A 14,843-nucleotide genomic window follows, 5' to 3' on the forward strand; every position below is an offset into this window, starting at 1 on the left:
AATTCTTCATCAAACCTGACCTAAATAATAATTATTTATCGAATTTAGAGGTGTCCTAATAAGGGGAAGCCTACATTGAACAATTAGGTTCTGGCATCCCTCGTATTTTAGAACACTATGGGAAAGAGAGCTTCAGGTTTTCAGATAATTTCCTTAGAATGACTTTTAGTGTTAAAGAAGTTGCTGATGAATCTACTATTAGAGATGATGATAAAGAAAGTGGTGTAACAGGTGGTGCAATGGGTGGTGTAACAGGTGGTGCAATAGATGCTATAGATGCACTTACTAAAAGACAAAAAGAAGTACTTAAACTTATTGCAACCAATACTACTATTACTTATACTGAAATAGCTGAAGCTTTAGGCATCAATGAATCCCCTGTGGGCAAACATATAAACGCACTAAAAAAATAAAGGCTTTTTAATACGTCACGGTGGCACGCAAGGCTATTGGGAAATTAAGTTATCGAAAACCTAAAAAACAACTTTCATCAAAAAGGCGCTTTGTTATTTCATTACATCGGTATTGAGCAAAGGCTTCCTCTTTAATAAGTAACAGCATTTAAGATGGAATCGTCGATCTCAGTTATGAAATATAGAAACAGGAAGCCTTTATCTTAATTAAACCTGCCCAAAAACTCATCCTTACGCCTCACGGCTATGGGAACTTGATTGCCATTGGTCATAACCACATAGGCTTGTTTTCCTTTATGGTAATTTTTTACTTGGTCTAACTTGATGAGATGCGATTTGTGACATTTAAAAAATAAATCTTTATCAAGTAGGTCTTGGTAGAACTTTATGGGTTTGGTGACCGTTTTTTTGGTGTCATCGGTATGGATATACGTATAATTTCCACTCGCTTCTAAATGAACAATGTTCGCTACAGGAATGGTTTCAAAACCTTCTACCGAAGAAATGGTCAGTAGATTAGGTTGCTTCTGTTCAACATTTTCAAGCAAGCCTTTCACCTGAATGTTTTTCTGACTTTTAGCTGATGTTTTGCTAAGGCGTTCTATAGATTCGTTGAACTCATCCACATCGATAGGCTTCATTAGATAATCAAAGGCACTGTACTTAAAAGCCTTGATAGCATAGTTATCAAAGGCAGTTGTAAATATGGTATTGAAGTAAATATGTTCTACTTGGCGAAGAAAATCAAATCCTGTTTTGTCCTTGATTTCGATATCCAAAAACACCAAATCCACTTGATTGTTTTTCACCACGTCAATAGCAGCTTCAACTGTTCGGCAAGTACTGATAACTTCAAAGGTGTTTGGTCGTCTTTCAATTAAGTGCAATAGTCTATTGATGCAATGGGTTTCATCATCAACAATCAAGGTTTTTATCATAGTAATTTTCAAGTCAAAGTAAATCGCGTTCCGTCCATAAAGATAAAAAAAACTTCAAATTGAATTTAGGATAAACACTAGGCCAATTGTAACGGTAATGTTACAATCACCTTAGTGCCAGTATCCTTGTCAATAATCCTCACGGAACCATTGGTGTTTTTTGTCCTGTTGAGTACATCAATACGGTTTTGTGTAATAGTGATTCCTTTAGAACTTTTTCCAACCATACGTGTTGATGCTTTAGTGGACGTTCGCCCTACACCATTATCGTCCACCGAACAAACCAACTGGTTGTTTTGACTTTCAAATGTGATTTCAATTTTCCCACCTTTTTCCATTGTGGACAAACCGTGGATGATACTGTTCTCTACAAAAGGCTGCAAAAGCATTGGTGGTAACAGTACTTCATCTATATCCAAATCATCATCTACCTGAATTTCAAAATTAAAGGCATTTTCAAAACGTTTTTGCTCTATGGTAAGATAGGTGTTTAGCAGTGCAGTATCTTCTGCCAAAGTAATCTCTTTCTTATCCGAATTTTCTAAGGTCATACGCATCAACATGGCGAATTTACCTAAATAATCGCTAGCAGCTTGACTGTCATTTCTGAGAATGTAATCGCCAATTGAGTTTAAACTATTGAATATAAAATGAGGATTCATTTGCGCTCGCAGTACTTTCAATTCAACATCGGCAACCGTGGCTTTGAACTGGGCTTCCTTTTTGTCCATATCTGCCTTTTGCTTTCTGCGGTAAAGTACAAAAGCAAATAAAGATACTAGAATAATACCGCTTCCACCAAGTATGGATGCATTTTTAATGGTACGTTGTCGTTCCGCGTCAGCCAATGCCAAGGCTTCCTTTTTATCGGCTTCATATTGAATTTCCTTACGAGAAATTTCCACTTTGCGATCCGTGTTTATAAGACTGTCGTTTAAAATAGTATAGGCTTTAAAGTTTTCAAGTGCCTCATGGTAGTCGCCCTTTTTTTCTTGAATCTTCGCCAAGGTTTGAAGCGATTTGGTCTCAGTATATAAATTGTTCAATGATTTGACCGCATTAAGGCTTACCCGTGCATAGGATTCGGCTTTTTCCAAATCATTGCTGTGCATATATACTTCTGCAGCATTGATATAGACAGGAACTCGTAATATTTCAAGATTAAGGGAATCCAACATTTGAAGGCTGGTCGAAGTATTTTCCAAACCTTCATTTAGCTGTCCGCCCTGTGCCTGCACCAAACCTAAGTTGCTTTTTACATTGACAATCTGCAATACGTCACCAATACGTTCTGCTTCAATAATGGAAGCTTTGAAATAGTAGGTGGCAGAGTCTGTTTGTTGCCGAAGACCAAAGATGTTGCCAATATTGGAAAGCGTATTACTTTTGCGCTGTGGAAACGTCAACAATTTTTTGAATATAGGCAATGCCTTATCAAAATCCTCCTGTTCGTAATGGATAAGTCCTATATTGGTAAGCAAAGCAAATTGATATCGCTTGAATAAGGAATCTGTTTCACTAATAGTATAGGCCTTTTGATAGTAATCCAACGCGGTGAGTGGGTCAGATAGGAAATAGTGATATACTACACCGACATTATTACTCGCAAGCAACTTTCCTTTTTCATAGTCCAATTCTTCGGCAAGCGATAAGGTCTTTAAGTTGTATGACAGCCAAGATGAGTCAGAAGGTGTTTGTAACATCTTCTTGGCGGTATAACTCTGTCTCAGATTCACAAAAGTAGTATCAATCCAATTATAGTTTTTGATGACATTTTCCAGAGAGTCCGCAACTTTAAACTGCCCAAACGACATCAAATAGCATAAGCATAATAATAATGTGAAAAGTGGTTTCATTAAAATTTGGTTTGGGCATTTAAAATAATCATTAAAAACGGAAAAACAATTAATCTTATACGTTAAGCTAAAAATTAACTACGATCATACATTTTCTATGGATAATTTAGAAATATTTACACATATTGCTTTTAAATTAAACAAGGACTTATGAGATATTTTATTCCATTTTTACTTTCAATGCTATTAATTGCTTGTAGTAGCGACGATGACTCAGTAACATCGGATGATAATAACGGTGAGTTGGGCGCTACATTTATCACTGCAAAAATCAACGGAAATGATTTTGAGGCCATACCCATTGACAGAGGTGTGCCCACAATTTCAGCTGAACTCGATGAAAACGCTGCCTTCTTCTCATTGGTAATAGCAGGCATTGACCTATTTGAAAATATTACCGAAGGTGAAGCTATCATCATTGCGATGGCAGGGGCAAGTTTTGATCTGGTATTTGAAGGTGCTCAGGTAAATAATCCAGTCGATAACCCGTTAGAACTAACATTCGGTGGCGGGTATGCACCCTATGAAACTGGTGGTCCTAATGTGGATTTTGATACGGATGGTAGTTCTGGGTTTTTAAGAATTACCGCTATTGATAAAGAGGCACAAACTATTTCAGGTGAGTTTGAATACAATGTAGAAAACTCGGATACTGGTGAAACCCTTCAGATTACCGAGGGTGTATTCAACAATATTAATTATCAATGATTAGATTGTATGCTTCACAAATGATTATATATTTATAGAAACTGATTCAAAACCATACCAATAATACTATCTAACCAATGCTGACCAAAAAAGTTCTATGTCTTATGATTTTCACGTTAAGTGCTGTTCTAATAAATGCACAGAACTGTAAGGATTTGGTGAGTTGGATGAATTTGGTAAAACAAGAATATCCGGAAACGGCTTCTTTGCGCTATATGCAACGAGGGAAGATTGAAAAATTGGCCACTAATTATTTCTCAAAAGCCTATTTTGAACCGTATCGAGGGAAAGCATACTCAGAACTTTCGCAAAAAACAGCAGTAAAGGATTTTCGAAAGGTTCAAGTTTGTTTTGTCAAAGGAAATTATAGGAACGACCCACATTACAATTGGGTGTTCCAAAATGTTATTTCCAACTACTATCTGGCGGCTGGCAACCCAGATATTATCAGCAAAGTTGCAACAGTAGATGCCAAACGCAATCAACTAAAAAAAGAACTGGCTACCTTGTCGGGAAACAGCGTTTCCAAAACCCGACTGTCGCAATTTAAACAGTGTTTGGTTCGTGATTACGCTGTGCTTCTGGATAGTGAACTAAAGCGAACCAGCATAGAAATTAATGCCCTAATTGCTAAAAAAGTGGACACACAGCTCGACGGGATTCTGGCTTCCATTGAGAAACTAAATAACGAAAAACAGTCGCTTGCGAGGTTAGCAGAACTTATGCAACAGGCACAACAACTATATCTTGAAGCTTCCCAGTCAAAGCAAACCGAACTTCAATATCAATTAGATACCAAAGCGAAGGTATTGCTTCAGAATACTATTAAAAGTGATTTAGCCTCGGTCAATCAGATTTTGGATATAGCACAAATCAATCGGAAAATCAGGGATTTCAAACAGGATTACGGGCCATTTTCGAGATACGAGGAAGTAAAAAATGGTGAGATAACCCTAGTATCAGCAAAAGAAAGCTTAATCAATAGTCAGATAAGCAATATTGAGAGCCAAATAGCAGAGGCAGATGATAATGCATTTCAACGTTTGCAAAATGAGTTTAAGGATTATTTACCTTCGCAATCTGCTCAATATCAGAAACTTAACAGGCTTTTCGATTCCAGAAAAAAGGATTTGGTAGAACAGCAACGAGCGGCACAACAACAGCAAAAATTAGCTAAAAGCCAGGATCGTATTACCTATCTAAACACCAACGGAAAGGATGAGGGCACAATGCAGTTCAAGACTTTAGGGCTTAACAATGCTGCGTTTTTTGATTACATCTACCGTGGTCATTTCGAGAATATTGAATTAGATGTCAACGGTAGTCATTTTCTAATGATTTTAAGTACCTATTTAAACACTTTTGGTAGCCTTTGTCCAAATCAGCTTCCAGAAGATAAGGTAGAAATAATGACCGAAGTTTGCTCGCGTGAAAATGTGACTACAGATGGCTGGGGTGTAGAAATTAGCAGGTATTGCATTGCTTGGAAAACAGTAGGTACGGATATTTACGCTGATCCTAAATTGTATGCCGCAAAAATGCGTTTGGTCGCACAGCAAGATCAGAACGCCTTGCGGACTGTTATCGATATGTATACCAATCCCGATGCGATGGGCAATTCGGTAGATCAGATACACAAAGCCAAAGCGTTACAGAGTGATATGTCCAATTTCTTTAGATTGAACCAATGTGACTCAAAAAGTATAGTACAATTCGCCAATAACCTATTGGCCTTCGCCAACCAGCAGCAACCCGTTCGTTTAAAGGGAATGAGCAATTATGAAAAAATCAAGATACTAGGTGGGCCCGGTGGTGACCAAAACTATGATAAATTGTTAAATGACATATTGAAAAATCAATCCAAAACTTGGGCGATGAATAGATATGTTGGTAATAGTATTGCTAATGTGCGCGAGTTTAAATCACAAGATAAAACCCAAACGATTGCATTGAAGGCCAATTATGATTTTAGCGGATTGTTAGGAAAACAAACAGGTGTCGTAACTGTAAAATTTAAGGATGGTCTTCCGGATTGCATCTACTTTTCCGACTTTCCAGAAAACTGTAAAAAGCCTAATGGCGCATTGGTAACCAAGTATGTAATGGGACAGTATGGAAAGTAGTCAATTATGGGGATAACTAAAAAGGCGATTTATCCTTTGAGCCTCTCGCATCTGCCAGCCACTTGCCATTTTGCTTAACCAGTTTAAAAAGGCCTGGTGTCTTATCATAGGCTGTTGTATATTTTACCCAAGCCACGTCACCCATAATTGTATCTTGCAAAACAGTAAAGTTTGAATCATCCTTTACCGTCGCATTAAACATATTTATAGTATTCATATAATTAGAATATGCCTGTGGTGTTGAGTTGGCTTTTAAAGCTTCCTTATCTTTCTCATAAAAGCTTTCGATGACGATTTGGGCTGTGGCACTTGGTCCCGAAATTTTAGTTTCAGAATCAGCACAAGAAAGGAACAGCAGTACGAGCGAGAAAACAACAATTTTTTTCATAATATTATTAATTTGGGTTATTAATATATCTATGTGATATTTTCAGTTCAATATTGCGTTCGCCATCTTTCTCGTTCAATTCTAAAATCGCCCTACGGTCATTAGATAATGAAAATTTGGGCAATACATAAACGAAACGCACAGTTTCACTTTCTGCAATTTTTGAAGGCAGATTGTGTTTGTACGTTGGTTCTTGATACAGGCGTTGTAACGATTTTCTTTTCCCTTTTTGTCTTGTTTCAATCGAAAGGTTCAAAAAATTTAAATCGTAATCCAAAGTAGAATTATTCTCAATCTGGATAACGAAGTAGAGTTCTTCCTTATCAAAAACAATATTCTCAACACTCAAAACGATACCTTCATTTCGCTTTTTAATTCGACCAATATGCTGATTTCTATTAAGAAGATAAGAACAGAATTTTTGATAGTAATACGTTCTATTATCTACACGTTCTTCAGTAGATTCAGCAAGAATCGAATCGACCATAATTGGTTTCTCATTTCCGATACTATTGGATAGCGGAATGAAATAATTGAGCTTAGATAGCTGTTTTTTATATCTTACAATATACGAAAAATTTGAACCATTTCTATTGACTACCAGTAGATTACTTTCTTTGCCAGGCTTTGCTTGTAGAAGTCCAAAATACTGTTCTTTTTCACGATTGTAGGTAAAAACAAAATTATCTGAACCGGTTATACCTTGCCGAATAGGTTCAGGGAAGAATAACGCAACGTTTTTGGTGTCGTTGGCATAAATGGTATCGAGGACTGTAGATGTTTGCGCTTTCGCGAAAGCGAAACTTAAAACAAGAGTGGAAATTATGATATACTTTTTCATAAGAGTGTGTTTTTAAATGCCCATTATGGGCTCATAATTTAGGTTTTAGAATTAATTTATAATTGTTCAATACCGTAACTTTTACGTTTCGGTTGTTACGTCTGAGTACTTTGGATATACCACCAACTTGTGGAACGGTAGGGATATTAATGTCGCCAATTATATCGTCCAAAACTTCGGTGGTGGCTTCTGCTCGAAAGTTATTCTGTACATAGATACCCTCACTACCATCCGATAAATCGAAGGCTTTGAGTTTGGTTGGATGATGCTTTATATTTTCAATTTCAATTAAAGCCCGATTGGGCTGAAAACTAATAAATCCAAAAACTGGCGTATTCTTTAGCATCAGCTTACCATTGATAGTTGCCGATTTGGTAAGGCGCATTCTTAATCTAGTATTTGCCGTTACGATTTGGTCACCATCGACGATGACATAGATACTTTCATCTGTATTGCCTATAATTGAAACGGCATTGGGTTTAGGCGAAGCGGCAAAGAACAATTGATGTTCCAAACCCAATTCTTTCGCTTCAATTTTTTGTTCTCTCTTGATATCGGTTGAATCAACTTGTTGCGTATTTTTTTGAACGACTTTTTTTGTCCAAAGTTTTGATATCGCTTTTCAGAATATTGAATTTTGCCAGCTTCATAAATACTATCTACAATGCGTTCTTTTTCTTGTTCTGGTAAATCAGGATTGTAAAGACCTGTTGAATCCAAAAATTTTTCGTCGTAGATGCTAGGCGCATTATTTTCGCGTACTTCCTTTAAGTCATTAATAGCATCTAATTTTGAATCGTATTCTTTTTGGTTTTCCTCTAAATCTGGAACTAAGGTCTGTTCAAGATTTTCATTCTCACTTTTATCATCGCCCATAACCATCATAGAATAGGAAATTAGGAATATGAAAATCACAACTAGCACCGCTGCAAAGACTATTTTATTTTTTTCTACTTTCATAATCGTGGTATTTTAAATGCCGATTATCGGCTCAATTTTCATCGTTTAATTTTTTTAAGGTGTTCTCGAAATAGTTTGTAACCAACAATCCGTGCGGATTGTTTGGAAAATTTCTATCAACTGGAATTAAGTTTCCACTAGAAACAAGTTCGTAAGTGTCTATTATTGAACCTCTATTTATTTCAAAGACGGTAACAGTCCTAAAAACATACGTTCCGTTTTGTTCTTCGATTTGTGAATCAATGCTTAGTACTTTCTGAACTAGCGAGTATTGCAGCAATCGGTTATAGACACCATCAGCTTTTTTCTGACGATATAAATTATCCACAGAACTATTACCTAGCCAAAGTGCCTTTTCAAGATTCCGTTCATAATTACTGGCATCAATGTTATAGAAATACTTGTGGAACAGGTCTAAATGCGCCAAAGCTTCAACTCTAAAATTTTCTTTTTGGGTAACGAGCTTCAACGGAATAATGCTGCCATCGGTATTAATGGCAAATGCACTATTGAGCGCATTTTTATTCGTAGTAAAAGCCATCCATACTGAAAAAGTGCTGGATAACATTGCAAAAATGACAACTGCTAACACGATAAACCTGTTCAATTTTAAGACTGCATAGATATTTTTATAAGGTGTTTTCATTTTTATTGGAATTAGCTAGTAAACAATCTGAGCGTGAAAGATGTAGCACGTTTATATAATTTGAATTTCAGAAAAACAATGAAACCAACCGACCCAAGCTGAACCACAGGTGCAAAAAAGCCTTGGCCAACATCTGTTCCAAAAAGGTTTGTCCAGAAATTAGTGTTGATTTCAGTATAGAGTGCGTTTACAAATACATTGACCAAAAAGAAGGCTGGTACCCACATATAGACCGCAGCGTACAACTTGAAAAATGTATAAGCAAGCGAACGGAATTTTTCAAAAACTGCTAGACTTATAACCAAGGGGAAGAAGGCTTGCATTATGCCCAATAAGAAATAGCGTTCTGCAAGAAATAGCGGGTAGATGAACAAATCCAAAATCCAGAGAAAAAGACTTATGATGAATGCAAGTATTTTGAATCCGTAAAGCGGTGTCACTAGAGCTTCATATAAGAGCGTCATAGCAGCTTGTGCAACTTCGATTATACTAACGTCCTCTTCAATGGGAATATCTTGCATCTGTAAGGGTAATAAGGCGGGTGCTGTACCACGATATTGCCCTTCTATGGATACCAAGATGCTATCAAAGAAACCGAGTACCTGTGTCGAGAATATGACCAGAATAACAATCGCAAAATTCTTCATAAGTTCCCCTGGACTTAATCCCCAAGTGTAACCATCTTTATCCGCAATACCTTCATTATATTTTTTAAGGATATTAACCAGAAAAAACAGTACTGCAAGCGTTTTCATTCCGGCAATAGTGTATTGCGAGAAACTGCTATTTTGTATTGTTTGAAATACTGCGTCGATGTATTCCAGTCCAATTCCTAAAATGATGGTTGCGGTCATTTTCAGTATTCTGTTTCGCGATTATTTACTTTATCCTGCATTTTCCTGAAGGAAATAATATCCCTGTAGCGTTTGGTTCTCGTGTTGATATTGGAAACCATTTCCTTAGATTCCTGTTTTTTCTGTTCTAACACTTCAGCACGTTCTGCATCAGACATTTTTAGATTATCACTGGATAAGATTTCGCCCATAAAATCAGCCGTGTCCAAAGAGTTTTGGACTATGGCATCAAATGATTCCGCAACCCGAGTGACTTCCTCTGGTTTGATGTAAGGCGAGTTTAAAATATCCTGTAAATCGTTTTGCATTACATTGATAAGGCGTTGATTATTTTGTGCAATTTCCTGAACCGCTCTGAGCTGTTGCACCACACTTGATACTTTCTCAATGCTTTCCTTTGCATCTTTTAAGAACTGTACTGACTTAATCATTTGAGCCGTCTGCTTTCCAGATTCTACAAGTTGTTTTATCAAACTGACAAAATTGGTGTTGTCATAAGTGGGCATTCCCTGTGCTTTGATATTTAAGCTGAACAGTAATGCCATTGCGAGTACTAAGATTTTTACTTTCATATTATTATGTTTTAGATGTGAATTGAATTATTGCTTTTTCCATATCGTGATACTCATCGTAGAGCTTCATTATTTCTTCATTTTCCTGTCCATCGGTCAAATAAGCCGCATATACTTCCTTGGGAACTTCAAGACGAAAAATGTTGCTTTCCTTCCCAATTTTGATAAACATTTCGGTGTACTTGCGTGGTCCCGATAGATTGTTTTTGATGGACTTTAATTGGTTAGGGTCGTGGCTTGATAGGTTGAGCCTTTTGACTAGTTCCTCATAGCCCTTTTCATTGTTCAAGCTATATATGACCTGTGTGTTTTCTAGTATACTGGCGGAAGTCGAATTGTTCGGAAGCTGATTTATGGATTGAAGAATAATACCAATCGCACCATTTTGTTTACGAATGGCTTGGTAGTAGAACTCGACGCTTTCCAGTACGTTGTCAAACTTGAGTTGTTTAGCAAACTCATCAAATAGGATAATGCCTTTTTCAGCTCTGTTTTTCCAAATGGTTCTTTGGATGGCTGACTTAATCAGCTTCAACATTACGGACAGGATTTCCTTATTGTCCTTAACTTCATCCAGTTCAAAAACAATCAATCGTTTGTCTTCAATTTTATAGGTCTGGTCTTCACTCACTTCAAACAGAAAGCTATATAGACCATCGCCGACATATTCGGACATTACGTGCAAGAAGCTTGTCACATTGAAGTAGTCGGGATGGATTTTTAATGTATTCAGAAGGTCTTTTTGATTTATTTCAATGAATTGATAGAAACCATCCAACGAGTGATTTTCAGAAGTGCTATCGTAATAATGACGCAATATCTTTTTGACCGAAACCGATTGTGCTTTTGTAACCTTTAAATCTGAAGCAAACAGTTCAAACAAGAAAACAGACAAGTCTTCCAAACGCTCAGGTGTTAGGTCATTTGTATCACTTATATAAAAAGGATTAATACCTAAGTTCTTTCCACTCTCATACCGAAGTACCGTATATTGTTCGGGATAGAGTTTGGCAAATTTGGTGTACGAGCCACCCAAATCTATAATAACTAGACGTACACCACTTTCAAAATATTGGCGTAGAATATTATTGGCCAAAAAAGATTTGCCTTCGCCAGTTGGCGCAAAAATGGCAAAGTTTCGTGCCTTAATGCGTTTCTTGCGTTCGTCCCAAACATCTTTTAAAACAGGAACATTATGTTCCCTATCATTAAAGATAATTCCGGTGGCATCTGAATTATAATTTGTGTTATTAATTAACAGGCATAAAGCGTGTTTCAAATCCGTTACATATAAATCGTTATTTGAGAAGTTTGAAGAAAAACAGCAGTAACTGTTTAGTATATAATTTTTCCGTTCTTCACCTCTTGGATAATATGGAATGATATCCAATTCCTTAAATTCGGTTTTGATTTTAGAACCTATTTGGCTTAGGTTTTTTGGGTTTTTATCCCAGTAAATGATGTTTAAATGACCACGAATAATACGAGCATTGTCATCGGCATTAATTTGGTCTAAAATGTGTTGAATTTTGCCAAGTACTACTTTATTCTGTGAACCAAAATTTGAACTTTTATTGAGTTCTTCAACTTTTTTATCTAACATCTTACGCCACTTCTGTTTGTCATCCAAATACAAAATCTGGTTAACGATGTGGTTTTCGTTAAGCGTAAGCCCTAAGCCATCAATAAACCCTTGATGAAATACAAAATCGTCAGAAGTGAATTTCTCATTGGTCTTGCTACTCTGTACACTTTCGCCAAAGCACAGTTCGCTATTGATGGCAAGGGCATCAAAATGGTTTTCGCCAATATTGACGCTTTTTTTATCTAGTATTATGTCTGTATCAAAACCTTCATTGAAGCCATTGAAATATCCATTAGTAAGATGCTGTATCTCTTCCGCTTTAAGCGAAATAAACTTCATTTTTCGGCTATTGTTTATGAAGGAAATGGAATCAATCACTAATCGAACCTATGAAGCTCTTAATAGTATCATCTAATTCTTGAACAATCCCTTTAGAAATTTCACGAAAAGGATTAACATATTTTGAATTATTTAAGGCTTTATTCTTAGTGAGCGTGAAGAACAAAAAGCAACGATGTTCCATATAGTCACGCCCTTTGAAGTGGTCGTGAGTTGCTTTTTCTAAAAACGTTTTATTAGGAAGCTGTTCTGAAGAATATACCTTTTTAAGGTATATATCTTGTTTTTGTACTACTGTACCAATGGGTAATGATTTTAAAGCCTGAAACCAAGCACCGTGTATATCTTCAAAGTCTTTTTCGGATAGTGAATAGATTTCTGGTAGCGTTCCTTCATAGCATAGGACGACATTGCCATTATTGGCAAATATGATATTGTCTTGAATATCCGTAATAGGGTTATATGCTGAAAGATTAATCTTGTTCATAATCGAATCCAGAATTTCTTTTGTTACTTATTATTTTAGGGAAGCCTACATCTGTAGCTTTTCGTCCCAAGTGGTAACATCGATTTTCTTTTTAAGACTGATGTTGACACGTTGACCGTTAAGGGTAACCCTTAAGTAAAGATTTGCTTTGTTGTTTATGGCACGTTTACCGTATATCCAAAATAGGATAGAAAATGTTGAAGAAGTTCGCATAGTTGTCGTCTTTAATGGTTAAACATTGTTGGACGAAAGTCAAATCAACTATATTAATTATGAGTAAGTTACATAATCTGTCAACATAGATAATGAAAAATAAAAGATGTTGACGATTTGTGACCTTTTAGAATCAAATAGAACCAAATTCTATGATTGTCCTAAAAACATAAAACCTTGTAAATCATATGATTTACAAGGTTTTGAGGGATTTTGATTTCCCATTTAGCGGTCTGGACGGGACTCGAACCCGCGACCCCCTGCGTGACAGGCAGGTATTCTAACCAACTGAACTACCAGACCGTGGCGTTTAGCGAGTGCAAATATATGTAGTTATTTGTATTGCGCAAACATTTTTTTTACTTTTTTTTTCAGTCTAGAGAAATTTATTTCTTTCTACGAGAAAAGTATTGAGCACGGTAGAGAAATCTCGCTGTATATCAATGTCAACATATTTGATTTTATACTGGGCACATTTCATTTTTATATCAGATAAATAAGCGGTAATGCGTTCATTATAAGCTTCTTTGATATTGTCGGCATACAAGTCTAAATGTTCGCCGGTTTCTACGTCTACAAATCTCTTCGGTGTATTTTCAAAATTAAAGAATAATTCGCGCTGTTTATCCATCGGGTGAAAAAGTACGACATCATGCTTATTATATTTCAAATGACGGAGTGCTTCGAACAATTCATCATCATTTTTTTCGGTTTGAAACATGTCGGTAAATAGAAAAATGAGACTTCTGCGTTTAATATTCTCTGCAATTTGATGCAAATAGGTGTAAGTATTTGTTTCCTTCGGTGGATTCTTTGCCATGCCAACTGCACTTAACTGCGCCAATAGCATTTGAAAATGACGCTCGCTTCCTTTTTCGGGAGCATAATAATTATAGGCATCTGAATAAATACTTAAACCAACGGCGTCACGCTGTCTTTTAAGCACGTTCATTAGGGCAGCAATTGCCAAGACGCTAAATCCTATTTTGTTTAAAGAATCAATGCTTAAATTATCTACCTGAGGATAATACATAGATGCAGAATTATCTAGTATCATATGACACCTTAAATTGGTCTCTTCTTCGTATCGCTTTGTGTAGAGTTTATCGGTCTTTGCAAAAAGTTTCCAATCTATATGTTTGGTGCTTTCTCCATTGTTATAGATTTTATGCTCCGCAAATTCTGCAGAGAACCCATGAAACGGACTCCTGTGTATTCCGCTAATGAAACCTTCTACTACTTGGTTAGCAAGAAGCTCTAGGTTAGAGAATAGAGATGATTTGTTTAATTCTGATTGTAGATTCACAATTCTAAAGATAATAAAGACATTTTAACTAGCTGTATTGGTCTAATTAAAATTGTGCTAAATAAAAAGAGCTGACATATGCCAGCTCTTTTTATCTTTTATATGCGTGTATTGTGCTTACAAAGCTGCGTCAATAGCATCTGTGTAAACTTTCTTAGGAGATACTCCTACTTGTCTGCTTACAATTTCACCATTTTTGAAAACCAATACGGTAGGTATATTACGTACTCCGTACTTAGCTGCAAATTCTTGATTTGCATCAACATCAACTTTACCAACAATAGCTTTGCCGTCATATTCAGTACTAACTTCGTCGATGATAGGACCTACCATACGACAAGGACCACACCATGCTGCCCAAAAATCTACTACTACTGGTTTATCGCTTTTTAAAACTACCTCGTCAAAAGTAGCATCTGTTATTTCTAATGCCATCTTAATATCTTTTATTGATTATGCAAATTTAGTCAATTATTCTTCTGTTTCCTTACAGGTCAACAATTCGTTTTACCTATAAAGGTATCAAGCTAATTTATCAATTTATATAGTTCTTTTCTTACTTCTTATGCTAGATAAAATAGTTTAGCTAGGTATTTGTGAATGAAAAAACTACC

The 14,843-nt window shown here is 36.2% G+C and carries 13 protein-coding genes, 1 tRNA gene and 2 pseudogenes; 3 read left to right on the forward strand and 13 right to left on the reverse strand.

Translation table 11 applies throughout. The annotated features are described in order from the left end of the window. Positions 1–158 precede the first annotated feature (158 nt). Positions 159–413 (forward strand): winged helix-turn-helix transcriptional regulator, encoded by a 255-nt coding sequence (locus Q0871_RS15515; RefSeq protein WP_299325336.1) that lies wholly within the window; start codon positions 159–161, stop codon positions 411–413. 203 nt (positions 414–616) lie between these two features. Here Q0871_RS15515 and Q0871_RS15520 read toward each other — a convergent pair whose 3' ends face one another. Beyond that, positions 617–1,351, reverse strand: coding sequence for a LytTR family DNA-binding domain-containing protein (locus Q0871_RS15520; protein WP_299325337.1), 735 nt, complete (start codon positions 1,349–1,351; stop codon positions 617–619). A gap of 77 nt (positions 1,352–1,428) precedes the next feature. Continuing rightward, the gene (locus Q0871_RS15525) at positions 1,429–3,087 is read right to left on the reverse strand and encodes a histidine kinase (protein WP_299325338.1); all 1,659 of its coding nucleotides are present in this window, start codon (positions 3,085–3,087) and stop codon (positions 1,429–1,431) included. Between the two features lie 270 nt (positions 3,088–3,357). Here Q0871_RS15525 and Q0871_RS15530 point away from each other — a divergent pair, with 270 nt between their 5' ends. Next, complete coding sequence (locus Q0871_RS15530) at positions 3,358–3,915, forward strand: DUF6252 family protein (protein ID WP_299325339.1); 558 nt, start codon at positions 3,358–3,360, stop codon at positions 3,913–3,915. 77 nt (positions 3,916–3,992) lie between these two features. Next, positions 3,993–6,038 carry a hypothetical protein gene (locus Q0871_RS15535; RefSeq protein WP_299325340.1) on the forward strand — a complete coding sequence of 682 codons (2,046 nt, stop codon included), beginning with the start codon at positions 3,993–3,995 and terminating at the stop codon, positions 6,036–6,038. Positions 6,039–6,054: 16 nt separating this feature from the next. Here Q0871_RS15535 and Q0871_RS15540 read toward each other — a convergent pair whose 3' ends face one another. The 11 genes and pseudogenes from Q0871_RS15540 to trxA form a co-directional block, all read right to left on the reverse strand. Beyond that, the gene (locus Q0871_RS15540; RefSeq protein WP_299325341.1) at positions 6,055–6,426 is read right to left on the reverse strand and encodes a hypothetical protein; all 372 of its coding nucleotides are present in this window, start codon (positions 6,424–6,426) and stop codon (positions 6,055–6,057) included. A 7-nt stretch (positions 6,427–6,433) separates the two neighbouring features. After that, positions 6,434–7,267, reverse strand: a complete 834-nt coding sequence (locus tag Q0871_RS15545; protein WP_299325342.1) for a DUF4138 domain-containing protein — start codon at positions 7,265–7,267, stop codon at positions 6,434–6,436. 31 nt (positions 7,268–7,298) lie between these two features. Then, positions 7,299–8,227: pseudogene (traM, locus tag Q0871_RS15550) on the reverse strand (conjugative transposon protein TraM). A gap of 31 nt (positions 8,228–8,258) precedes the next feature. Then, positions 8,259–8,873: a conjugal transfer protein TraK gene (locus Q0871_RS15555; protein ID WP_299325343.1), complete on the reverse strand. Its 615-nt coding sequence runs from the start codon at positions 8,871–8,873 to the stop codon at positions 8,259–8,261. Between the two features lie 11 nt (positions 8,874–8,884). After that, positions 8,885–9,727 carry a hypothetical protein gene (locus Q0871_RS15560; protein WP_299325344.1) on the reverse strand — a complete coding sequence of 281 codons (843 nt, stop codon included), beginning with the start codon at positions 9,725–9,727 and terminating at the stop codon, positions 8,885–8,887. A gap of 2 nt (positions 9,728–9,729) precedes the next feature. Further along, positions 9,730–10,299: a conjugal transfer protein gene (locus Q0871_RS15565; protein ID WP_299325345.1), complete on the reverse strand. Its 570-nt coding sequence runs from the start codon at positions 10,297–10,299 to the stop codon at positions 9,730–9,732. A 4-nt stretch (positions 10,300–10,303) separates the two neighbouring features. Next, positions 10,304–12,710 (reverse strand): annotated as a pseudogene (locus Q0871_RS15570) (TraG family conjugative transposon ATPase). Positions 12,711–12,755: 45 nt separating this feature from the next. Next, positions 12,756–12,923 (reverse strand): Arm DNA-binding domain-containing protein, encoded by a 168-nt coding sequence (locus tag Q0871_RS15575; RefSeq protein ID WP_299325346.1) that lies wholly within the window; start codon positions 12,921–12,923, stop codon positions 12,756–12,758. Between the two features lie 229 nt (positions 12,924–13,152). Then, positions 13,153–13,226, reverse strand: a tRNA-Asp gene (locus tag Q0871_RS15580). Positions 13,227–13,299: 73 nt separating this feature from the next. After that, complete coding sequence (locus Q0871_RS15585; protein ID WP_299325347.1) at positions 13,300–14,229, reverse strand: DUF58 domain-containing protein; 930 nt, start codon at positions 14,227–14,229, stop codon at positions 13,300–13,302. A 117-nt stretch (positions 14,230–14,346) separates the two neighbouring features. Beyond that, positions 14,347–14,664, reverse strand: coding sequence for a thioredoxin (gene trxA / locus Q0871_RS15590; protein WP_299325348.1), 318 nt, complete (start codon positions 14,662–14,664; stop codon positions 14,347–14,349). Positions 14,665–14,843 lie beyond the last annotated feature (179 nt).

It is taken from the genome of uncultured Maribacter sp. (assembly GCF_947500985.1).
Taxonomy (GTDB): Bacteria; Bacteroidota; Bacteroidia; order Flavobacteriales; family Flavobacteriaceae; genus Maribacter.

What these genes read in the sequence shown, in the direction of transcription:
- Q0871_RS15515 (WP_299325336.1), top strand. Translation starts at nt 159, where the DNA reads ATGACTTTTAGTGTTAAAGAAGTTGCTGATGAATCTACTATTAGAGAT.
- Q0871_RS15540 (WP_299325341.1), bottom strand. Translation starts at nt 6,426, where the DNA reads ATGAAAAAAATTGTTGTTTTCTCGCTCGTACTGCTGTTCCTTTCTTGT.
- Q0871_RS15545 (WP_299325342.1), bottom strand. Translation starts at nt 7,267, where the DNA reads ATGAAAAAGTATATCATAATTTCCACTCTTGTTTTAAGTTTCGCTTTC.
- Q0871_RS15565 (WP_299325345.1), bottom strand. Translation starts at nt 10,299, where the DNA reads ATGAAAGTAAAAATCTTAGTACTCGCAATGGCATTACTGTTCAGCTTA.
- Q0871_RS15560 (WP_299325344.1), bottom strand. Translation starts at nt 9,727, where the DNA reads ATGACCGCAACCATCATTTTAGGAATTGGACTGGAATACATCGACGCA.
- trxA (WP_299325348.1), bottom strand. Translation starts at nt 14,664, where the DNA reads ATGGCATTAGAAATAACAGATGCTACTTTTGACGAGGTAGTTTTAAAA.
- Q0871_RS15555 (WP_299325343.1), bottom strand. Translation starts at nt 8,873, where the DNA reads ATGAAAACACCTTATAAAAATATCTATGCAGTCTTAAAATTGAACAGG.
- Q0871_RS15535 (WP_299325340.1), top strand. Translation starts at nt 3,993, where the DNA reads ATGCTGACCAAAAAAGTTCTATGTCTTATGATTTTCACGTTAAGTGCT.
- Q0871_RS15575 (WP_299325346.1), bottom strand. Translation starts at nt 12,923, where the DNA reads ATGCGAACTTCTTCAACATTTTCTATCCTATTTTGGATATACGGTAAA.
- Q0871_RS15520 (WP_299325337.1), bottom strand. Translation starts at nt 1,351, where the DNA reads ATGATAAAAACCTTGATTGTTGATGATGAAACCCATTGCATCAATAGA.
- Q0871_RS15530 (WP_299325339.1), top strand. Translation starts at nt 3,358, where the DNA reads ATGAGATATTTTATTCCATTTTTACTTTCAATGCTATTAATTGCTTGT.